The following is a 20,307-nucleotide window of genomic DNA, read 5'->3' on the forward strand; positions in this document are numbered from 1 at the left end:
GATTGGGGTTGGGCCCATTAGGCTGATCCGGTGACTCCGGAACAGCTCGCTGAGAAGATCCTGCAGGCCCTGGCCGCGCTCGCCGCCGACGGCACCATCACCGTCGAGGGCGGGCTGCCGCGCGAGTTGAAGGTCGAGCGGCCCAAGAACCCCGAGCACGGGGACTACGCGACCAACGTCGCGATGCAGCTCGGCAAGCGCTCCGGGCTGAACCCGCGGCAGTTCGCCGAGCTGCTGGCCGCGAGGCTCCGCGACGACGAGGCGATCACCGCGGTCGAGATCGCCGGGCCCGGGTTCATCAACCTGCGGGTCGCGGCCGATGCCCAGGGCAAGGTCGCGCAGGCGATCCTGGACGCGGGCGCGGCGTACGGGACCAGCGACAGCCTGCAGGGCCGGGCGATCAACCTCGAGTTCATCTCGGCGAACCCGACCGGTCCGCTGCACCTCGGCCACACCCGGTGGGCCGCGGTCGGCGACGCGCTGGCCCGGGTGCTGGCCGCCGCCGGTGCGAGCGTCACCCGCGAGTTCTACATCAACGACCGCGGCAACCAGATGGACAAGTTCGGCGAAAGCCTGAAGGCCGCCGCGAACGGCGAGCCGATCCCCGAGGACGGGTACCACGGGGAGTACATCCTCGATCTGGCCAAGCAGATCGCCGCCGACGTGCCGGGCATCACCGAGCTGCCCGCGGACGAGCAGGTGATCGCGTTCCGCGAGGCGGGGTACGAGCGCCAGCTCAAGGAGCAGCAGGACCAGCTCGAGCACTTCCGGACCAAGTTCGACGTCTGGTTCTCGGAGCGCAGCCTGCACGAGCAGGACGGCGTACCGCATGCGATCCAGAAGCTCCGCGACCAGGGCCACCTGTACGAGGCCGACGACGCGCTGTGGATGCGGACCACGGACTTCACCGACGACAAGGACCGGGTGCTGATCCGGTCGAACGGCGAGCCGACGTACTTCGCCTCCGACGCGGCGTACTACGTGAACAAGCGCGAGCGTGGTTTCGAGACCTGTGTCTACATGCTCGGCGCGGACCACCACGGGTACGTGAACCGGCTGAAGGCGATCGCGGCCTGCGCCGGCGACGACCCAGAGCACAACATCGAGGTCCTGATCGGCCAGCTGGTGAAGATCCTCAAGGGCGGCGAGGAGATGAAGCTGTCCAAGCGGGCCGGCACCATCGTCACGCTCGCCGAGCTGGTCGAGGAAGGCGGCGTCGACGCCCTGCGCTACACGCTCTCCCGCTACCCGACCGACTCGCCGCTGACCCTCGACATCGAGGAGATGACCCGCCAGGCCAGCGAGAACCCGGTGTTCTACGTGCAGTACGCCCACGCCCGGCTCGCCTCCATCCTGCGGAACGCCGACGAGCTCGGCATCAAGCTGGACGAGTTCGACCCGGGCCTGCTCAGCCACGACCGCGAGGGCGACCTGCTCCGCGCGCTGGCCGAGTTCCCCCGGGTGGTGGCGACCGCCGCCGAGCTGCGCGAGCCGCATCGGATCGCGCGCTACCTCGAGGACACCGCGTCCGCGTTCCACAAGTTCTACGACAGCTGCCGCGTGCTGCCGCGCGGCGACGAGGAGGTGGAGCCGGTGCACAAGGCTCGCCTGACCCTGGTCTCCGCGACCCGGACCGTGCTCGCCAACGGGCTCGACCTGCTCGGCGTCTCCGCACCGGAGCGGATGTGAGGGCGCACGAGGCGGGCGCGCTGCACGCCGACATCGGCCACCGGGCACCGCCGTGGCTGCGCGCGCCGCGGGACCCCAACGACCTGGTCACCGCGCTCTGGTCGCACACCGCGAAGAAGAACGGCGACGGCGCCCTCGAGGTCGGCGGCGTCGACCTGCGGGACCTGGTCGCCGAGCACGGCAGCCCGGCGTACGTGCTGGACGAGGACGACTTCCGGATCCGGGCGCGCGCGTTCAAGCACGCCTTCAAGGATTTCGACGTCTACTACGCGGGCAAGGCCTTTCTCTGTACGACGGTGGTCCGCTGGGTGATGGAGGAGGGCCTGAACCTCGACATCTGCAGCGGGGGAGAGCTGGCCGTGGCGCTCCGGGCGGGCGCCGACCCGAAGCGGCTGGGCTTCCACGGCAACAACAAGTCCGAGTCCGAGCTGGCCCGCGCGCTGGATGCCGGCGTCGGGCGGATCATCGTCGACTCGCAGCACGAGATCACCCGGCTGATCGCCCTGGCCGGCGAGCGCGGGGTGACGGCGCCGGTGATGGTCCGGGTCACCGCGGGCGTCGAGGCGCACACCCACGAGTACATCGCGACCGCGCACGAGGACCAGAAGTTCGGATTCTCGATCACCTCCGGCGCGGCCTTCGAAGCCGTTGCCCGGATCAACGAGGCGCCGGAGCTCGAGCTGCTCGGCCTGCACTCGCACATCGGCTCGCAGATCTTCGACTCGTCCGGTTTCGAGGTGGCCGCGAAGCGCGTGATCGCCTTGCACGCAAGGGTTTCCGAGGAGCTCGGCGTCGACATGCCGGAGCTCGACCTGGGCGGTGGCTTCGGGATCGCGTACACCACCCAGGACGACCCGTCGGACCCGGCGCAGCTGGCGACCGAGATGGGCAAGATCGTCGAGCACGAGTGCCGCGCGTTCGAGGTCGACGTACCCAAGGTCTCGATCGAGCCCGGGCGGGCGATCGTCGGCCCGGCGATGTGCACGGTGTACTCGGTCGGCACCGTCAAGGAGGTCGAGCTGGACGCCGGCGCGGCCCGGACGTACGTGTCGGTGGACGGCGGGATGAGCGACAACATCCGCGCCGCGCTGTACGACGCCGACTACTCCTGCACGCTCGCGAACCGGTACTCCGACGCCGAGCCGACGCTGGCCCGCGTGGTCGGCAAGCACTGCGAGGCCGGCGACATCGTCGTGAAGGACGAGTTCCTGCCGTCCGACGTGCAGCCCGGCGACCTGATCGCCGTACCGGGTACCGGCGCGTACTGCCGGTCGATGGCGAGCAACTACAACCACGTGCCGCGGCCACCGGTGATCGCGGTCAAGGACGGCCGAACGCGCGTCGTGGTACGCCGTGAGACCGAAGACGACCTGCTGCTCCTGGACATGGGGACCGCCGATGAACACTGACGACAAACCACTGAAGGTGGGCCTGCTCGGTTGCGGAGTGGTCGGCACCGAGGTGGTGCGGATCCTGACCGAGCAGGCGGACCATCTGGCAGCCCGGGTCGGTGCCCGGCTCGAGATCGCGGGGATCGCGGTCCGGCGGGCCGGCCGGGAGCGCGACATCGCGGTCGACCCGGCGCTGGTCACCACCGACGCGCAGGCACTGGTGTCGCGCGGCGACCTGGACCTGGTGATCGAGGTGATCGGCGGGATCGAACCTGCCCGCGGGCTGATCCTGACCGCGCTCGAGCACGGCGCCTCGGTCGTCACCGCGAACAAGGCCCTGCTCGCCGAGGACGGCCCGACGCTGTTCGCGGCCGCCGAGAAGCACCAGCGCGATCTGTACTTCGAGGCCGCAGTGGCCGGCGCGATCCCGATCCTGCGGCCGCTGCGCGAGTCGCTCGCCGGCGACGACGTGATGCGGGTGATGGGCATCGTCAACGGCACCACGAACTACATCCTCGACAAGATGGACAGCACCGGCGCCGGCTTCGACGAGGCACTCGAGGAGGCCCAGGCGCTCGGGTACGCCGAGGCCGACCCGACCGCGGACATCGAGGGCTTCGACGCCGCCGCGAAGGCCGCGCTGCTCGCGAGTCTCGCGTTCCACACCCGGGTGTCGATCGCCGACGTACACCGCGAGGGCATCACCGAGGTGACCGCGACCGACATCGCGTCCGCCCGGGAGATGGGCTGTGTGGTGAAGTCGCTGGCGATCTGCGAGCTGGACGAGCGGACCGACTCGGTGAGCGCCCGGGTGTACCCGGCGATGATCCCGGTCACGCATCCGTTGGCCAGTGTTCGGGACGCGTACAACGCGGTTTTCGTGGAAAGCAAGGCAGCCGGGCGGCTGATGTTCTATGGTCGTGGTGCCGGCGGCGCCCCGACGGCCAGTGCCGTCCTCGGGGATCTGGTGTCCGCCGCGCGCAACCGGCTCAAGGGTGTGCCGGGGGTCGGCGAGTCGTCGTACACCCAGCGGGCCGTGCGGCCGATGGGCGAAGCGATGACCCGCTACCACGTGTCGCTGGACGTGGCCGACAAGGCCGGTGTGCTGGCGGCGGTTGCCCACGCGTTCTCCGAGCACGACGTGTCCATCCAGACCGTCCGCCAGGAGGGCCGGGGCAGTGACGCGCAGCTGGTGGTGGTCACCCACACCGCGACCGATGCCGCGTTGTCCGCGACCGTGGAGTCCTTGCGGAACATGGACATCGTCCGTGAAGTCAGCAGTGTGATGCGGGTAGAAGGCGAGTAATACACAATGGTTCACCAGTGGCGTGGCGTGATCGAGGAGTACCGAGACCGGCTTCCCGTTTCGGCGGACACGCCGGTGGTCACGCTCGGCGAGGGCGGTACGCCGCTGGTGGCCGCGCAGTGGCTGAGCGAGCAGACCGGCTGCGAGGTGTGGCTGAAGGTCGAGGGCAACAACCCGACCGGCTCGTTCAAGGACCGCGGCATGACGGTCGCGATCTCGCTCGCCGCGCAGGCGGGGGACAAGGCGGTCGTCTGCGCGTCCACCGGCAACACCTCGGCGTCGGCCGCGGCGTACGCCGTACGTGCCGGAATGCTGCCGCTGGTGGTGATCCCGGCCGGGCGGATCGCGAAGGGGAAGCTCGCGCAGGCGGTCGTGCACGGCGCCAAGCTGGTGCAGATCGACGGCGGGTTCGACGACTGTCTGCGGATCGTCCGGGAGCTCGGGAAGAACTACCCGGTCGCGCTGGTGAACTCGGTGAACCCGGTGCGCCTGGAAGGGCAGAAGACCGCGTCGTTCGAGGTCTGTGACGCGCTCGGCGACGCGCCCGACCTGCACCTGCTGCCGGTCGGGAACGCGGGGAACATCGCGGCGTACTGGAAGGGGTACCAGGAGTACGCCAAGGACAAGCTGGCGACCCGGACGCCGAAGATGTGGGGCTTCCAGGCGGAGGGCGCGGCGCCGATCGTGCGCGGCGCGATCGTCGAGAAGCCGGAGACCGCCGCGACCGCGATCCGGGTCGGGAACCCGGCGTCCTGGACGCTGGCCGAGGCCGCGCGGGACGAGTCCGGCGGCCGGATCGACCTGGTCACCGACGAGCAGATCCTCACCGCCCAGCGCGACCTCGCCGCCCGCGAAGGCGTCTTCGTCGAGCCCGCCTCCGCGGCAGGTGTCGCCGGCCTCCTCCTCGCCAAGGCCAACGGCGACCTCCCCGGCGGCTCCACGGTGGTCATCACCGTCACCGGCCACGGCCTGAAGGACATCGACACCGCCCTCAGCCATGCAACGTTCGAAGAACCACCGGTGACCCCCGCAGACACCGACGCCGTCGCCCGCATCGCCGGCCTGGCCTGAGCAGCTGTGGTGGGAGGCGAGATGAACGCTCCGGCCCGGTCCGCAGCAGACGAGTCGGCTGCGCAGGCACAGCAGGCGAGCGGTCGGCGGGCGTGTGATCAGGTTCGGGTTCGGGTGCCTGCGACGAGTGCGAACCTGGGGCCGGGGTTCGATGCGTTCGGGTTGGCTTTGACGTTGTACGACGAGCTTGTGGTCACGCCGGGCGGGTCCGGGGTGACGGTGCAGGTCAGCGGGTGTGGTGAGGGTGAGGTGCCGCTGGACGAGTCGCATCTGGTGGTGCGGGCGATCCGGGCGGGGCTGGAGGTGCTGGGGGCCTCGGTGCCGGGGTTCACGTTGCGGTGTGAGAACCGGATTCCGCACGGTCGCGGGCTCGGGTCCTCGTCGGCCGCGATCGTCGGCGGGCTGGCCGCGGCGTACGCGCTGGCCGGCGAGCCGGTCGATCGAGAGCGTCTCGTCGTACTGGCGAACGAGATCGAAGGGCACCCCGACAACGTCGCAGCTGCGGCCCTCGGTGGGTTCACCATCGCTTGGACGGAAGGCACGACGTCTGACAAGGAGCTTGGCCGCGCGGTCAGGCTGGAGCCGGCGGCTGGAACTGCCGCGGTTGCTTACGTACCGGACAATCGCGTGCTGACCAAGGAGGCGCGCGGATTGCTGCCGGGCGTTGTTTCCCACAGCGATGCCGCGGCCAATGCAGGAAAGGCCGCACTGCTCGTGGCCGCGCTGACCGGGCGGCCCGAGTTGCTGCTCACCGCGACCGAGGACCGGCTGCACCAGGAGTACCGCGAACCGGCGATGCCGGAGAGCCTCGCGCTGGTCCACGAACTGCGGCGCAGCGGTCTGGCCGCGATCGTCAGCGGGGCCGGCCCGACGGTCGCCGTACTCGGCGGTGACGACGACAAGAGCGCAGGTCGGACCGGGTTTTTCCGGGGTACGCCGGACGCTCCGGACGGCTGGACGAAGTACGAACTGGGAGTCGATCCAGTCGGCGTACAGGTCTGGTCCATGGAGGCGGGCTGACCCGGGGAATGTACCGCGGCGGACACGCGTTGTACGTCGGGAGTCGGCAGAAGGACCCGTAGTGGTGCTAGTCTCGACTCACCCGATCCCCTCCAGGTGATCGGTGTGCTCTCGTCACGATCCGGGCTGTGCTCCCGGCACCCTGTGTTGTGTGGCGACCCTCCTGTGGATGTGACCTTGCGCCGCCTGCGTCGGAGATGTCCGGGGGGACTCAGATCGAGCGAGAGCCCTCTTGTACCCCGCGTGCCCGTTGTGTGGCCGTGGGTGGAATGAAATTGGTCGATGAGCCGTATCGGACATCGACGATCCGTGTGGGAAGGACCTCACGTGACAGAAACTGTTGAAGCCTCCAGCGGAGCGGACGCAGCGGCCACCACCGCCACGCGTCGCCGCAAAGCTGGCGGCGGCCTCGAAGGCATGCTGCTCCCCGAGCTCAAGCAGCTCGCCGGGACGCTCGGCATCAAGGGCACCGGCGCGCTGCGCAAGGGCCAGCTGATCGAGGCGATCAAGGCCGCTCAAGCGGGTTCGTCCGCGGGCGGCTCTACCGGCCGCAGCCGGGCGAAGGCCATGCAGCCGACGCTCGACGAGGCGGCCGAGGCGCCGGCGGCGAAGACCGCCGAGACGCCGGCCAAGCGCGACGGCGGCAGTCGCCGGAGCCGCGCCGCCGCGCAGAAGGACGCGGCCACGGACGCGGCGCCGAGCGAGGCGCCCGCCCAGCACGACGTACAGCACGACGCCCGGCAGAACGGTGCCGCCCCCGAGGCCGCCGTCGAAGCGCCCGCGGCGAGGCAGCCGCAGCCGGAGCCGGCCGCGCAGAACGGTGCCCAGGCCGGCCAGGTCGAGGAGCGCACCGACGACCGTGGTGAGAACCAGGGCCGCACCCGCGACCGGAACAACAACCGGAGCCGCGACAACCAGAACCGCGAGCAGAACCGGGACAACAACCGGGACGCTCAGCGCGACAGCCGGGACGCTCAGCGCGACGGCAACCGCGAGCAGAGCCGCGACAACCGCGGCCGCGACAACCAGGGCCGCGACAACCAGGGCCGGGACAACCGCGGCGACAACCAGCGGAACCGCCAGGACCGGCAGGACCGGCAGGACCGGCAGGATCGTCAGGACCTGAACGACCGGAACATCGACCGGGGCGAGGACGGCGAGGGCCGTCGCCGGCGTCGCCGGGGTCGCGACCGGGAGCGGACCCGCGACGGCCAGGGCGGTCGCGACGGTGGCCGGGACAGCGGGCGCGACGGTGGGCGCGACAGCGTCCGGGACAGCGTCCGGGACAATAGCCGCAACCGCGGCCGCGGCGAGCGGTACGACGCCGAGCCGACGATCTCCGAGGACGACGTCCTGGTCCCCGCGGCCGGCATCCTCGACGTACTCGACAACTACGCGTTCGTCCGGACCAGCGGCTACCTGCCCGGCCCGAACGACGTGTACGTCGCACTCTCGATGGTGAAGCGCTACGGCCTCCGCAAGGGCGACGCGATCACCGGTGCGGTGAAGCAGCCGCAGGAGGGCGAGCGCAAGGAGAAGTTCAACCCGCTGGTCCGGATCGACACCGTGAACGGCGCCGACCCGGAGATCGCCAAGCAGCGGCAGGACTTCAACAAGCTCACCCCGCTGTACGCGACCGAGCGGCTCCGCCTGGAGACCGAGCCGGGGATCCTCACCACCCGGATCGTCGACATCGTCAGCCCGATCGGCAAGGGCCAGCGCGGCCTGATCGTCTCGCCGCCGAAGGCCGGCAAGACGATGGTGCTGCAGGCGCTCGCGAACGCGATCACCACGAACAACCCCGAAGTACACCTGATGGTCGTGCTGGTGGACGAGCGGCCCGAAGAGGTCACCGACATGCAGCGGACGGTCAAGGGCGAGGTCATCGCCTCGACGTTCGACCGGCCGGCCGACGACCACACCACGGTCGCGGAGCTGGCGATCGAGCGGGCCAAGCGGCTGGTGGAGCTCGGCCACGACGTCGTCGTACTGCTGGACTCGATCACCCGGCTGGGCCGTGCGTACAACATCGCGGCGCCGGCCAGCGGGCGGATCCTGTCCGGTGGTGTGGACTCGTCCGCGCTGTACCCGCCGAAGCGATTCTTCGGTGCGGCCCGGAACATCGAGGACGGCGGCTCGCTGACGATCCTCGCGACCGCGCTGATCGAGACCGGCTCGAAGATGGACGAGGTGATCTTCGAGGAGTTCAAGGGCACCGGCAACATGGAGCTCCGGCTGCGCCGCGAGTTCGCCGACCGGCGGATCTTCCCGGCGATCGACGTGGTCGCCTCCGGCACCCGCCGCGAGGAGCTGCTGATGTCCAAGGACGAGACCCAGGTGGTCTGGAAGCTGCGCCGGGTGCTGTCCGCACTCGACGGGCAGGCCGCGCTGGAGCTCCTGATCGGCAAGCTCAAGGAGAGCAAGTCGAACATCGAGTTCCTGCTCCAGGTCAATAAGACCACCCCGTCGACCGGGTCCAGCCACGGCACCACCAACGGCGACTGAACAACCCTCGATTACCAGTTTGCCGCCCTCGGGTGGCAAACTGGTCTGTCGGTTCCGGTTCACGTTCGTACCGTGCGAACGACCCGGGGCACCTGAACCTAGGAGACTGTCTTGAAGAGCGACATCCATCCGACGTACGTGGAGACCACGGTGACCTGCACCTGTGGCGCCACGTTCACCACGCGCTCGACCGCGGAGAACGGCGTCATCCACGCCGACGTGTGCTCGCAGTGCCACCCCTTCTACACCGGCAAGCAGAAGATTCTGGACACCGGTGGCCGGGTCGCCCGCTTCGAGAAGCGGTACGCGAAGAAGTAGCTTTCCTGCCGCGCGCCGGTTCCGCATTCACTTGCGGAACCGGCGCGCGGTTTGTGTTTGTCCAGCCTGAAGGGAGGAGTGCGGCATGTTTGAGGCAGTGGAAACGCTCAAGGCGGAGTACGCCGAGCTGGAGCGGCAGATGTCGGAGCCGGAGCTGCACTCCGACCAGGCCAACGCCCGCCGGGTCGGCAAGCGGTACGCCGCGCTGGCGCCGGTGGTGCGGACGTACGACGAGTGGCTGCAGACCGGCGACGACATCGAGGCGGCCCGGGAGCTGGCGTCCGAGGACCCGGCGTTCGCGGAGGAGGCCACGCGGCTGACGGCGCGGCGGGACGAGCTGACAGACAAGTTGCAGACGCTGCTCGTGCCACGGGACCCCAACGACGACAAGGACGCGATCCTCGAGATCAAGGCCGGCGAGGGCGGCGACGAGTCGGCGCTGTTCGCCGGGGATCTGCTGAAGATGTACCTGAAGTACGCCGAGTCGCAGAACTGGAAGACCGAGGTGCTGGACTCGGCCGAGTCCGACCTCGGCGGGTACAAGTCGATCACGGTCGCGGTGAAGGCAAAGGGTACGCCGGAGCCGGGCGACGCGCCGTACGCGAAACTGAAGTTCGAGGGCGGCGTGCACCGGGTGCAGCGGGTACCGGTGACCGAGTCGCAGGGGCGGATCCACACGTCCGCGGCCGGCGTACTGGTGCTGCCGGAGGCCGAGGACGTCGACGTCGAGATCGACCAGAACGACCTGCGGATCGACGTGTTCCGGTCGTCCGGTCCGGGCGGGCAGAGCGTGAACACGACCGACTCCGCCGTACGGATCACACACCTGCCGACCGGCATCGTCGTCTCGATGCAGAACGAGAAGTCCCAGCTGCAGAACCGGGAACAGGCGATGCGGGTACTGCGCTCCCGGTTGCTGGCGGCCGCGCAGGAAGCGGCGGACCAGGAGGCGTCGGACGCCCGTCGCTCGCAGATCCGCACGGTGGACCGCTCGGAGCGGGTCCGCACGTACAACTTCCCGGAGAACCGCTTCTCCGACCACCGCGTCGGCTACAAGGCCCACAACCTCGATCAGGTCCTCGGCGGCGACCTCGAGCCCGTCATCAAAGCCCTCACCGAAGCGGACCTCGCAGCGCGCCTCGAGTCCGTCGATACCCAGTGAGCACAAAACAACACCCCCTCGCTCCGCTCGGGGGCGGGGATGGCGACGCCCACGCCCACGCAGCTGGTCCCACCGGCAGCCCGACCGCGCCGGGCAACGCGGGCGGCGCGCCTCCACCACCCAACGCGGGTGGCGCGGCTACTGCACCCAGCGCGGGTGGTGGGGTGCGGGAGGTTGTGGGTGCGGCGGGTGAGCGGTTGCGGGGGGCTGGGGTTGCGTCGCCGGAGTTTGATGCCGGTGAGTTGATGGCGTTCGTCACGGGGTCCAGCCGGTTGCACCTCTCCGAGCCGACCGTGGAGCAGCGGGCGCGGTACGACGAGCTGGTTGAACGGCGGATGCGGCGGGAGCCGTTGCAGCATCTGACGGGGACCGCGGCGTTCAGGTACCGGGAGCTGGCGGTGGGGCCGGGAGTGTTTGTGCCGCGGCCGGAGACCGAGGTGATGGTCGGGTGGGTGCTGGAGCGGATCGCCGGCGTACCGAATCCTTTGGTTGTCGATCTGTGCAGTGGGTCGGGGGCGATCGCGGGGGCGGTGGCGACCGAGCGGCCGGACAGCACGGTGCATGCGGTGGAGCTGTCCGCCGACGCCGTCGCGTGGGCTCGGCGGAATCTGGAAGGTACCGGGGCGATCCTGCACGAGGGGGACATCGCCGGATGTCTGCCGGAGCTCGACGGGCAGGTGGATGCGGTGATCTCGAACCCGCCGTACATCCCGTTGACCGCCTGGGAGTCCGTCACCACCGAGGTCCGCGACCACGACCCGGCGCTCGCGCTGTGGTCCGGCGACGACGGCCTCGACGAGATCAAGGTCGTCGCCGCCACCGCGGGCCGCCTCCTCAAGCCCGGCGGCTGGTTCGCCTGCGAACACGCCGACGTACAAGGCGAATCAGCCCCCGCAGTGTTCGCCGCCAGCGGCCTGTACGCCGAGGTCCGCGACCAACTGGACCTCTCCGGCCGCCACCGCTTCGCCACCGGCCGCCGGATCTGAACACCTGAGGGGTCAACCCCTGAGCTGGCCCCTTCACCTGCCGCATGCCAGCAGCGAACGGGCGACCTCAAGCGTTAACCCCCGAAATGGCGCCGCGGGGAGCGGGCGGGCGTAGCGCGCCGGGCGGAGCAGGCCGGGGAGGTGGGGGGAGTGGACCGGGTGCGGGCGATGCCGCGTGGGCGGGGAGGTCGGGCGGGCCTGGCGGTGTAGCAGGCCGGGTGGAGGGGGTTAGGTGCGGGTGATGCCGTGTGGGCGGGAGGTTGGGCGGGCTGGTGGTCTGGTCAGGTCCTGGTCGCGGATTCGGGCGGTGGGCGGCGCGTCGATGGGTCGGCGGGAGAGGCGGCAGACGACCAGGTGGTGGTCGGCGCCGGGGAGCTGGATCACCTCCGCCTGGCGGGTGATCAGGTCGCGCGTGGAGAACAGGCGGTCGATCGAGCGGCCGTCCGGGGTTGTCGCGGGTGGTGGGTCGCCGAACGCGTCCACCAGCCCGAGCCGTTCGCCGAAGAACTCCCGCGGGTTGGGCATGTTCAGATCACCCGCAACCACCGCCCGCCGGACACCCCGCGCCGCCAGCTCGCCCTGCAGATACGCCGCCAGCTGTACGCCGTACTCGCGCCCCGCCCCCTCCTGATACGTGTACTCGACCCCGTCCGCGCTCCGGAACATATGCACCGGGCAGACCTGCCCACCAACGATGTCCACCTCACCGAACGCCCCGAACTCCCCCCGCGCCACCACGAACCCCTTCGGATGCGGATCCATCGGAGCCCCTGTCCGCCAGTGCAGGTAGTCGATCGGCGGATCCGGCAGGTCGATCCGCTCCAGCTCGGTCAGCGCGTACGCCGAGACGATCCCTACGCCCAGTCGCTCGACGCCCGGGATGTGCGAGTCCGAGAACTCCTGCCGTGCGAACGACAGCTCCCGCCCCGGCATCGCCGCCGCGCCCAGCCGCTCCAGCTGATCGCCCCGGGTGTCGAGCTCCGTCACGATCAGTACGTCGGCCTGCAGCCCGGCGAGCGCCCGCCCGAAATCCGCGGTCCGGTCGGCGTCCGCGTAGCCGTCCGGCCCGACCAACCGCCCGCCGGCGACGTTCGCGAAGGCGATCGAGATCACTCGTAGACCACCAACTCCGGTCGTGGCTTCAGCGCCAGCACCTGCGCGGGCGTCATCAGCGGCCCGTGCCGCGTGTCCTCGGTGTAGAACAACTTGAACCCGGCATGCACGCCCGCGGGCAGCCGCGTGGTCAGCTTCGACCACGTCTTCAGCTTGTCCTTGCGCGCGCCGATCCCGTCGACCGACTTGATCGTCACCACGCCGGGATGTGCCTTGAGCGCGGCCTCGTCGCTGACGATCTTCGTCGACAGCTGATGGAACACGAACACCTTCTCGGGCAGGTGCTGGGCAGTCACCAGCCCCGAGAGGTACGCCGCGATCCTGTCCAGCTCGGCACCCGTCGTGTGCCCGAAGACCTTGCCCGGCACCTGCGTCGCCCCGACCGCCCACTCAGGATCGAACGCGAGCCCGACGTCCGGCTCCTTCAGCCACCGCTCCAGCCGCTGCACCTCGGGCAGGATCTTCGCGCGTCCGGGCTGGATGTCGAGCAGCAACAACATCCTGTGCTTCCGCGCGACCGTCAGGTACTGCGCGATCTTCGCGTCAGGCAACCGCCCGCGGTACATCCCGTCCTTACCGCGCGAGCCCCGAGCGACCACGGTGATCAGCTCCAGCACAGGCTGCGGCGTACGCCCGGCCGCATAAGCACGCGCCAGGGTCTCCAGCTTGGCGGCCTTCGCGTCCAGGTCCTTGTCCAGCGGCCCTAGCGCAGGAGAGCCAGGAAGACCGACGTACGCCACCAGTTGATAGTGAGGGAACAGCACCCGCCCGCCCCGCGGCAGACCGGCAGGCGCCGGCGGGAGAGCGGGCGTGGACCTGGTAGCAGGCGGAGGTGTCGCGGCCGGTGGGCGCTTGTCGCTGCAGCCGGTCAGGGCCAGCAGTACGACGGCTACCACCGCACAGGCTCTCCGCATCAGCCCAGCCAACCACACGTCACCGACCGAGCAGGTCGAGCCGCAGGTCGTCCGTCACGGGGCACGGTTTGTCAGCTACAGCGCGTTCACGCCCACGTAGGCGTCGATCTCGGACAGCAGGGCGGTCTTCACCGAGTCCTCGGCGAACGACTCGCGGACCGCGGTCTTCGCCAGTTCGCCGACGCCGGCCTCGTCGAGGTCGAGCAAGCGTGCAGCGACGGCGTACTCGTTGGTGAGGTCGGTGCCGAACATCGGCGGGTCGTCGGAGTTGATCGTCACCACGAGGCCGGCGTCGACCATCGCGCGCAGCGGGTGCACGTCGTACGAGTCGACCGCCCGGGTGGCGATGTTGGACGTCGGGCTGACCTCCAGCGGGATCCGGTGCTCGCCGAGGTAGTCCACCAGCGCCGGGTCCTGCATGGTCGACGTACCGTGGCCGATCCGCTCGGCCTTCAGCACCCGCAGCGCATCCCAGATCGTCTGCGGACCGGTCGTCTCACCGGCGTGCGGCAGGCTGTGCAGCCCGGCCGCGACGGCCGCCTCGAAGTGCGGCTGGAACTGCGGCCGCGGTACGCCGATCTCCGGACCGCCGAGCCCGAACCCGATCAGCCCCTCCGGCCGGATCCTGGTGGCGATCCGCAGCGTCTCGTCGGCGGCCGGGATGCCCGCCTCGCCGGAGATGTCGAAGATCCACCGCAGGACCAGGCCGAACTCCTTCTCGGCCGCGACCCGGGCGTCCTCGATCGCCTCGCAGAACGCCTCGGCCTGGATCCCGCGGACCACCGAGGTGTACGGCGTGACGGTCAGCTCGGCGTACCGCAGGTTCTGCTGCTCGGACATCTCGCGGGCGACCTCGTAGGTCAGCAGCCGGACGTCCTCGGGTGTCCGGACCAGCTCGACCACGGACAGGTAGATGTCGATGAAGTGGGCGAAGTCGCTGAACCTGAAGTACTCCGCCAGCGCCGCCGGGTCGGCCGGCACCGGCGAGTTCGGGTGCCGGGCGGCGAGCTCGGCGACGATCCGCGGCGAGGCGGACCCGACGTGGTGGACATGCAACTCGGCCTTCGGCAATCCGGCGAGGAACTCACGGGACACAGTCATGACCGGGATCCTAAAGAGTGCTGCGGGTTCGAGGCCGCAAAGCTGACAATCAACTGTCAGGAACCGGCCCGGCTACCTCCCGCCCCCGCGGGAGTGGCACGATTCACTCCGTGAGTGAGCGCTTCGACTTCACCGGGGACGAACTGGCACCGGCGTACCGCGCAGCGGTGGACGCCATCGAGGCCGGGGACCTGGTCGTGCTGCCGACCGACACCGTCTACGGAATCGCTGCCGACGCCTTCAAGGCGGACGCCGTGCAGCGGCTGATGGACGCCAAGGGCCGCGGCCGGGACATGCCGCCGCCGGTGCTGATTTCGGTGGTGGAGTCGCTGGACGCGCTCGCCACCGACGTACCGGACGCCGGACGGAAGCTCTGCGAGGAGTTCTGGCCCGGCCCGCTGACGGTGATCTGCCACGCGCAGAGTTCGCTGATGTGGGACCTGGGGGAGACCCAGGGCACGGTCGCGCTCCGGGTGCCGGACCACGAGAACACCCGCGAGCTGCTGTCCCGCACCGGGCCGCTCGCGGTCAGCTCGGCGAACACCTCCGGCAAGCCTGCGGCGCTGGACGTGTACGACGCCGAGGAACAGCTGGGCGAGTCGGTCGCGGTGTACCTGGACGGCGACCGGGTGAGCGGCGGCCAGCCGTCGACGATCGTCGACATCACCGGCGAGACACCCCGCGTACTGCGCGTCGGCGCACTGTCCGTCGAACAACTCCGCGCCGTCGCCCCGGACCTGACCGCGTACGACGAACCCGAGCCCCCCACGAAGCCGGCCGACGAAGCCGAGCCGGCCGAAGAAGCCAAGCCGGTAGACGAAGCCGAGCCGGCCGGTGACGCCAAGCCGGTCGACGAAGAGAAGCCGGTCGATCAAGCCAAGCCGGTAGACGAAGCCAAGCCGGTAGACGAAGCCAAGCCCGTAGACGAAGCCAAGCCAACTGATGAGCCGGCTGAGGCGTCCAACAAGCAGGACGAGAAGAAGACCGACTCCGATGTGAGGCCTGCGGACTAGTGCGCGAGTACCTGCTGGTCCTGTTCGTGGCGATGGCCACGACCTTCCTGCTGACCGGCGTCGCCCGGCAGATCGCGATGCGGTACGGCGCGGTCGCCAAGGTCCGGGCCCGGGACGTGCACAAGGTGCCGATCCCGTACTTCGGCGGCCTGTCGATCCTCGGCGGCCTGATCGCCGGGTACGCGGTCGCCTCGAACCTGCCGTTCCTCGGCAACAGCCTGCAGGTCGCGCACGACGCCCGCGCGATCCTGGTCGGCGGCGTGGTGATCTGCGCGGTCGGCGTGGTCGACGACCTGTACGAGCTGGACGCGATCACCAAGCTGGCCGGCGAGGTGCTCGCGGTCGGCGTACTCGTTGTCCAAGGCATCCAGTTGTACTGGCTGCCGCTGCCCGGTGGGGTGATCTCGCCGTCGCCCGCGCAGCTCGCCGTACTCACCGCCGGCATCCTGCTGGTGTCCTGCAACGCGGTGAACTTCGTCGACGGCCTGGACGGCCTGGCGGCCGGCGTGACCGCGATCGGTGCGACCGCGTTCTTCATCTACTCGTACCTGCTGAACGTGCACGAGAACCTCGACCGCGCCACCACGTCGACGTTGATCACGGTCGCGCTGGCCGGCGCCTGCCTCGGCTTCCTGCCGCACAACTTCTTCCCGGCCAGGGTTTTCATGGGCGACTCCGGCGCCCTGCTGATCGGCCTGATGCTGGCCGCGTCGACGATCAGCCTGACCGGCCAGATGGACCCGAACGCGGTCCCGTACGAGGTCGGCGGCTCCAGCCTGCTGCCCGCGCTCCTGCCGTTGGTGCTCCCAATCGCCATCCTCGCGATCCCGGCGCTGGACCTGACGCTCGCGTACATCCGCCGTACCAAGGCGGGCCGGTCGCCGTTCGCGGCCGACAAGCAGCACCTCCATCACCGCCTCATGCAACGCGGCCACTCGCACCGCCGCGCCGTGCTGCTGATGTACCTGTGGACCGCCTTGATCGCGTACGGCGTGGTCGTCCTCGGCCTGGTCCTGTACTGGTGGACGGCGCTGATCGTGTTCGCCGTCGCGGTCACCGCGGTACTGCTCACGACGGGTCTCCCTGGCCGTCGCCGGAAACCGCTCGCCAAAGTCTGAGTGCCCGCTGAGAGGGACCAGACCACCCATCGGTGTGGCCTACCGATAAGGTGTGGCTGTACAGCGGCAGGGGACTCGTTTTGCTGACCGTGCAGACTTTGTGCTAGTTTTCACAAGCACCAGCAAAGAACAGCGACACCCCTGACCCCGCCCACCCGACGAGTTGGCCGCGAGACCAGCCCGCCTGCAGGACGGAACCACCAGATGGCTCCCACGAACCACCGCCAGAAGATCGCCGGAGAAGCGACCAAGCACCCGGCGCTGGTCATGCTGCGTGGAGCGCTGGTCGCGGCGCTGGTCGTCGGGGTGAACGCGGCCGCCGTGTCCACCGTCGCCGCCGGGCTGCCCGGCCTCTGGGGCGCGTTGCTCGGCCTGCTGATCGTGGTCGTCTTCTCCGGTGCCGGCCTGTTCGCGCTGCACCTGTCCCGGAACACCACCCCGACCATGCAGCTCGCGGTCGCGATGGCGTCGTACACCGGCCGGATCGCGGTCTTCGGCGGGCTGCTGGCGATCGCGCTGAGCTCGGACACGCTCGCGAAGTACGTGAACCTGACCGTGCTCGGCCTGGTCGCGCTGGTGGTCGTGATGGGCTGGATGGCCGGCGAGATCTGGGCCTGGTCCCGGCTTCGGGTGCCGATCTACAACCTCGACAAAGAGGTGACCAGATGAGCACCGTAGGTAACGTTTCGCCTGCTGTGGTGGAGATTACGGGCCCTGATGTGACCACAACTGTCACCAACTGGTACGTTTCGGGTGCCAATGAGCGAGCAAAAGGATCCGAAGCCATCACCCGGAGCGGGCGACGGCTGGCGGGTCCTGTCCTACTTGATCGGCGGTGTCCTGGTCTACGGGGGCATCGGGTTCGGGTTGGACCGCCTCCTCGGCACCCAGTTTTTGGTTCTGGTGGGCATCGTCCTCGGTGCCGGGCTCACCATCTTGATGTTGCACTTCCGGTACGGGTCGCGGTCCTGACCTCAGGTCCGATCCCTACCGGGTCTGACGTTGTTGACCGCCATGCCCTGAGCCGCCCTGCCCTTTGCCACAAGGCGTCCGACTTGAGCACGACGCGAGAGGAGACCCGGTGACCGCCGGCGTTCCGACCGAGTTCATCGCACCCGGTCCGCAAAGCTTCAACACCCCGCCGATCATCGATGGCGTGGACTGGTTCACCAAGCCCGTGCTGGTGGCCGCGCTGTCCGTCGTCGTCATCGTCTGGTTCTTCTGGGGTGCGTCGCGTAAGGCGGCGATCGTCCCGACCAAGCTGCAGTTCGCCGGCGAGCTCGGGTACAACTTCGTCCGCAACTCGATCGCCCGGGACGCGATCGGCAGCCAGGACCACATGAAGTACGTGCCGTACCTGTGCGGCCTGTTCTACTTCATCCTGCTGAACAACGTCGCCGCGTCGATCCCGCTCTTCCAGTTCCCGACGTTCAGCCACATCGGCTGGGCGTACGTCGCGGCCGTGATCAGCTGGGTCATCTACAACGCTGTCGGCATCAAGAAGCACGGTCTCTGGGGCTACTTCAAGCACCAGACGATGCCGGCCGGCGTGCCGCTGTGGCTGATGCCGCTGATGATCCCGATCGAGTTCATCTCGAACATCGTGGTCCGGCCGGTCTCGCTGAGCCTGCGGTTGTTCGCGAACATGTTCGCCGGTCACATCCTGCTGCTGGTGTTCGTGCTCGGCGGCGAGTACATGGTGTTCGAGTCCGGGAAGATCTTCCTCGGTGGCGTCGGCATCATCACCTTCATCATGGGCATCGCGATCGCCGGGCTGGAGCTGTTCGTGCAGTGCATCCAGGCCTACATCTTCGTGGTGCTGACCGCGCAGTACATCGGCAGCGCGATCGCCGACGACCACTGATCCGCAGTACTCCAAAGACCCGTAACGGAAACCCGGATAGGCCCTATCCGTACCGAAAGGAAACACCGCAATGGTGAGCAACATCGCTCTCGCAATCACCGGCAACATCGCCGTCCTGGGCTACGGCCTCGCCGCGATCGGCCCGGGCGTCGGCGTCGGCCTGATCTTCGCCGCGGTGATCAACGGCACCGCGCGGCAGCCGGAGGCCCAGAACAAGCTGCAGTCGATCGCCTGGATCGGCTTCGGCGTCACCGAGGTTCTGGCCATCATCGGTATCGCCCTCGCCTTCGTGTTCAAGGCCGGCGCCTGATCCACCCCTTTTCCAGACTGACTGACAGGACGCAGATATGACGACGTTGGTGCTACCGCTCGCGGCGGCCGCAGGCGAGGATGTGAACCCGCTGCTGCCGCACACCGCCGAGATCATCTTCGGCTTCGTCTTCCTGGTTCTGCTGGCCATCGCCTTCGCCAAGGTCGTCGTACCGAAGTTCGAGAAGGCGTACGCCGATCGGACCGCGGCGATCGAAGGCGGGATGAACGAGGCCAAGCGGGCCCAGGCCGAGGCGAAGGCGGCTTTGGAGAAGTACAACGCGCAGCTGGCCGAGGCCCGGCAGGAAGCTGCGAAGATCCGCGAGGACGCCCGCGAGCAGGGTGCGGTGATCATCGCGGAGATGCGTGAGCAGGCGAGCGCCGAGGCTGAGCGGATCGTCACGCACGCGCGGGCCCAGATCGACGCGGAGCGGGCGCAGGCGGTGACCTCGCTGCGTTCCGAGGTCGGCACCATGGCGACCACGCTGGCCGGCCGGATCGTCGGTGAGTCGCTCGAGGACGAGGCCCGGCAGCGCCGGACCGTCGAGCGCTTCCTGGCCGAGCTGGAAGAGTCGGAGTCCGCTCGTCAGGCTGTCGGAACGGACAGCTGATGCGCGGCGCGTCGAACGTGTCACTCGCCCGGGCCGAGCAGGCCCTGGCGGGTGTGACCCCGGCCGAGGGCCTCGGCAGCGAGCTGTTCTCGATCGCAAAGCTGCTCGACGGCAGCGGCGCGCTCCGGCGCGCGCTGACCGACCCGGCGCGGCCGGCCGACGCGAAGGTGGCGCTGGCCGGGCAGCTGTTCGGCGGCAAGATCTCCGCCCAGGCGCAGGAGATCCTGTCCGCCGCGGTGGCCGGTCGCTGGGTCAGCGGCCGGGACCTCGGTGACACCCTGGACCAGCTCAGCGTCGAGGCCGACGTGGCGTACGCCGACACCCGGCGGAAGCTGGACGAGGTCGAGGACGAGCTGTTCCGGCTGGACCGGGTGGTCGTCGCCGAGCGCGTCCTGGCCGACAAGCTGGGCGACCGGGGGATCCCGGTCGAGCACCGCCAGGAGCTGCTCCGCGGACTGCTGCAGGGCAAGGCGGACGGCACCACGGTGCGGCTCGCCGAGCGGGCCGTGGACGGCCGGGGCCGCAACTTCGCGGCCTCGATGCGGGCCTACCAGGTCGCCGCGGCGGCCCGGCGGAACGCCAGCATCGCGACCGTGCGGGTGGCCAACGACCTGACCGAGGCGGAGCACACCCGGCTCGCGGCAGCGCTCGGACGGCAGTACGGCCGGGAGATCCAGCTGAACGTCATCGTCGACCCGAACGTGGTCGGCGGCGTCCGGGTGGACATCGGCGACGAAGTGATCGACGGAACCATCGCGGCCAGGCTCGACGACGCGCAACGGCGCATCGCAGGCTGACGGCCCTCCTAGACAAAGG

At 69.5% G+C, this 20,307-nt stretch carries 20 protein-coding genes; 17 read left to right on the top strand and 3 right to left on the bottom strand.

All coding sequences use genetic code 11. From position 1 onward, the window contains the following. Positions 1–30 precede the first annotated feature (30 nt). The 9 genes from argS (at position 31) to prmC (ending at position 11,448) form a co-directional block, all read left to right on the top strand. Positions 31–1,689 carry an arginine--tRNA ligase gene (gene argS, locus JOF29_RS09690; RefSeq protein ID WP_209693865.1) on the top strand — a complete coding sequence of 553 codons (1,659 nt, stop codon included), beginning with the start codon at positions 31–33 and terminating at the stop codon, positions 1,687–1,689. Next, positions 1,686–3,098: a diaminopimelate decarboxylase gene (lysA, locus tag JOF29_RS09695; protein ID WP_209693866.1), complete on the top strand. Its 1,413-nt coding sequence runs from the start codon at positions 1,686–1,688 to the stop codon at positions 3,096–3,098. The genes argS and lysA overlap by 4 nt, the downstream gene beginning before the upstream one ends. Beyond that, the gene (locus tag JOF29_RS09700; RefSeq protein ID WP_209693867.1) at positions 3,088–4,386 is read left to right on the top strand and encodes a homoserine dehydrogenase; all 1,299 of its coding nucleotides are present in this window, start codon (positions 3,088–3,090) and stop codon (positions 4,384–4,386) included. Before lysA ends, JOF29_RS09700 begins: the two co-directional genes overlap by 11 nt. Before the next feature lie 6 nt (positions 4,387–4,392). Then, on the top strand, positions 4,393–5,457 hold the full coding sequence (thrC, locus tag JOF29_RS09705) for a threonine synthase (RefSeq protein WP_209693868.1): 1,065 nt from the start codon (positions 4,393–4,395) through the stop codon (positions 5,455–5,457). A 114-nt stretch (positions 5,458–5,571) separates the two neighbouring features. Then, positions 5,572–6,477, top strand: coding sequence for a homoserine kinase (gene thrB, locus JOF29_RS09710; protein ID WP_307863240.1), 906 nt, complete (start codon positions 5,572–5,574; stop codon positions 6,475–6,477). A gap of 327 nt (positions 6,478–6,804) precedes the next feature. Further along, the gene (gene rho / locus JOF29_RS09715) at positions 6,805–8,982 is read left to right on the top strand and encodes a transcription termination factor Rho (RefSeq protein WP_209693870.1); all 2,178 of its coding nucleotides are present in this window, start codon (positions 6,805–6,807) and stop codon (positions 8,980–8,982) included. Positions 8,983–9,093: 111 nt separating this feature from the next. Then, positions 9,094–9,300, top strand: coding sequence for a 50S ribosomal protein L31 (gene rpmE / locus JOF29_RS09720; RefSeq protein WP_209693871.1), 207 nt, complete (start codon positions 9,094–9,096; stop codon positions 9,298–9,300). A gap of 85 nt (positions 9,301–9,385) precedes the next feature. After that, positions 9,386–10,462, top strand: a complete 1,077-nt coding sequence (gene prfA, locus JOF29_RS09725) for a peptide chain release factor 1 (RefSeq protein ID WP_209693872.1) — start codon at positions 9,386–9,388, stop codon at positions 10,460–10,462. 164 nt (positions 10,463–10,626) lie between these two features. After that, positions 10,627–11,448, top strand: a complete 822-nt coding sequence (gene prmC, locus JOF29_RS09730; RefSeq protein WP_209693873.1) for a peptide chain release factor N(5)-glutamine methyltransferase — start codon at positions 10,627–10,629, stop codon at positions 11,446–11,448. 228 nt (positions 11,449–11,676) lie between these two features. On the opposite strand, the gene JOF29_RS09735 is transcribed toward prmC, so the two are convergent. The 3 genes from JOF29_RS09735 to JOF29_RS09745 all read right to left on the bottom strand — a co-directional run bounded on the left by JOF29_RS09735 (position 11,677) and on the right by JOF29_RS09745 (position 14,576). Beyond that, positions 11,677–12,561 (bottom strand): endonuclease/exonuclease/phosphatase family protein, encoded by an 885-nt coding sequence (locus JOF29_RS09735; protein WP_209693874.1) that lies wholly within the window; start codon positions 12,559–12,561, stop codon positions 11,677–11,679. Next, on the bottom strand, positions 12,558–13,475 hold the full coding sequence (locus JOF29_RS09740; RefSeq protein WP_209693875.1) for a hypothetical protein: 918 nt from the start codon (positions 13,473–13,475) through the stop codon (positions 12,558–12,560). The genes JOF29_RS09735 and JOF29_RS09740 overlap by 4 nt, the downstream gene beginning before the upstream one ends. A 75-nt stretch (positions 13,476–13,550) precedes the next feature. After that, positions 13,551–14,576, bottom strand: a complete 1,026-nt coding sequence (locus JOF29_RS09745) for an adenosine deaminase (RefSeq protein WP_209693876.1) — start codon at positions 14,574–14,576, stop codon at positions 13,551–13,553. A 110-nt stretch (positions 14,577–14,686) separates the two neighbouring features. On the opposite strand from JOF29_RS09745, the gene JOF29_RS09750 reads away from it, so the two are divergent. From JOF29_RS09750 to JOF29_RS09785, 8 genes are all read left to right on the top strand, one after another. Then, positions 14,687–15,589: an L-threonylcarbamoyladenylate synthase gene (locus JOF29_RS09750; protein WP_307863241.1), complete on the top strand. Its 903-nt coding sequence runs from the start codon at positions 14,687–14,689 to the stop codon at positions 15,587–15,589. Beyond that, positions 15,589–16,707 carry a glycosyltransferase family 4 protein gene (locus tag JOF29_RS09755; protein WP_209693877.1) on the top strand — a complete coding sequence of 373 codons (1,119 nt, stop codon included), beginning with the start codon at positions 15,589–15,591 and terminating at the stop codon, positions 16,705–16,707. Before JOF29_RS09750 ends, JOF29_RS09755 begins: the two co-directional genes overlap by 1 nt. Positions 16,708–16,911: 204 nt before the next feature. Next, on the top strand, positions 16,912–17,376 hold the full coding sequence (locus tag JOF29_RS09760) for a Cg1360 family ATP-synthase-associated protein (protein WP_209693878.1): 465 nt from the start codon (positions 16,912–16,914) through the stop codon (positions 17,374–17,376). A 90-nt stretch (positions 17,377–17,466) separates the two neighbouring features. Continuing rightward, positions 17,467–17,679, top strand: a complete 213-nt coding sequence (locus tag JOF29_RS09765) for an AtpZ/AtpI family protein (RefSeq protein WP_209693879.1) — start codon at positions 17,467–17,469, stop codon at positions 17,677–17,679. 109 nt (positions 17,680–17,788) lie between these two features. Continuing rightward, positions 17,789–18,571, top strand: coding sequence for a F0F1 ATP synthase subunit A (gene atpB / locus JOF29_RS09770; RefSeq protein WP_209693880.1), 783 nt, complete (start codon positions 17,789–17,791; stop codon positions 18,569–18,571). A 70-nt stretch (positions 18,572–18,641) separates the two neighbouring features. Beyond that, positions 18,642–18,881: an ATP synthase F0 subunit C gene (gene atpE, locus JOF29_RS09775; protein ID WP_209693881.1), complete on the top strand. Its 240-nt coding sequence runs from the start codon at positions 18,642–18,644 to the stop codon at positions 18,879–18,881. 37 nt (positions 18,882–18,918) lie between these two features. Next, positions 18,919–19,491: a F0F1 ATP synthase subunit B gene (locus JOF29_RS09780; protein WP_209693882.1), complete on the top strand. Its 573-nt coding sequence runs from the start codon at positions 18,919–18,921 to the stop codon at positions 19,489–19,491. Then, on the top strand, positions 19,491–20,288 hold the full coding sequence (locus JOF29_RS09785) for a F0F1 ATP synthase subunit delta (protein ID WP_209693883.1): 798 nt from the start codon (positions 19,491–19,493) through the stop codon (positions 20,286–20,288). The genes JOF29_RS09780 and JOF29_RS09785 overlap by 1 nt, the downstream gene beginning before the upstream one ends. Positions 20,289–20,307: the final 19 nt, after the last annotated feature.

The sequence above is a fragment of the Kribbella aluminosa genome, from assembly GCF_017876295.1.
Classification (GTDB): Bacteria; Actinomycetota; Actinomycetes; order Propionibacteriales; family Kribbellaceae; genus Kribbella; species Kribbella aluminosa.

Excerpts from the sequence above, each read along its gene's own strand:
- JOF29_RS09700 (WP_209693867.1), top strand. The coding sequence starts at position 3,088 with ATGAACACTGACGACAAACCACTGAAGGTGGGCCTGCTCGGTTGCGGA.
- thrC (WP_209693868.1), top strand. The coding sequence starts at position 4,393 with ATGGTTCACCAGTGGCGTGGCGTGATCGAGGAGTACCGAGACCGGCTT.
- prfA (WP_209693872.1), top strand. The coding sequence starts at position 9,386 with ATGTTTGAGGCAGTGGAAACGCTCAAGGCGGAGTACGCCGAGCTGGAG.
- JOF29_RS09740 (WP_209693875.1), bottom strand. The coding sequence starts at position 13,475 with ATGCGGAGAGCCTGTGCGGTGGTAGCCGTCGTACTGCTGGCCCTGACC.
- JOF29_RS09745 (WP_209693876.1), bottom strand. The coding sequence starts at position 14,576 with ATGACTGTGTCCCGTGAGTTCCTCGCCGGATTGCCGAAGGCCGAGTTG.
- JOF29_RS09760 (WP_209693878.1), top strand. The coding sequence starts at position 16,912 with ATGGCTCCCACGAACCACCGCCAGAAGATCGCCGGAGAAGCGACCAAG.
- JOF29_RS09765 (WP_209693879.1), top strand. The coding sequence starts at position 17,467 with ATGAGCGAGCAAAAGGATCCGAAGCCATCACCCGGAGCGGGCGACGGC.
- atpE (WP_209693881.1), top strand. The coding sequence starts at position 18,642 with ATGGTGAGCAACATCGCTCTCGCAATCACCGGCAACATCGCCGTCCTG.
- JOF29_RS09780 (WP_209693882.1), top strand. The coding sequence starts at position 18,919 with ATGACGACGTTGGTGCTACCGCTCGCGGCGGCCGCAGGCGAGGATGTG.
- JOF29_RS09785 (WP_209693883.1), top strand. The coding sequence starts at position 19,491 with ATGCGCGGCGCGTCGAACGTGTCACTCGCCCGGGCCGAGCAGGCCCTG.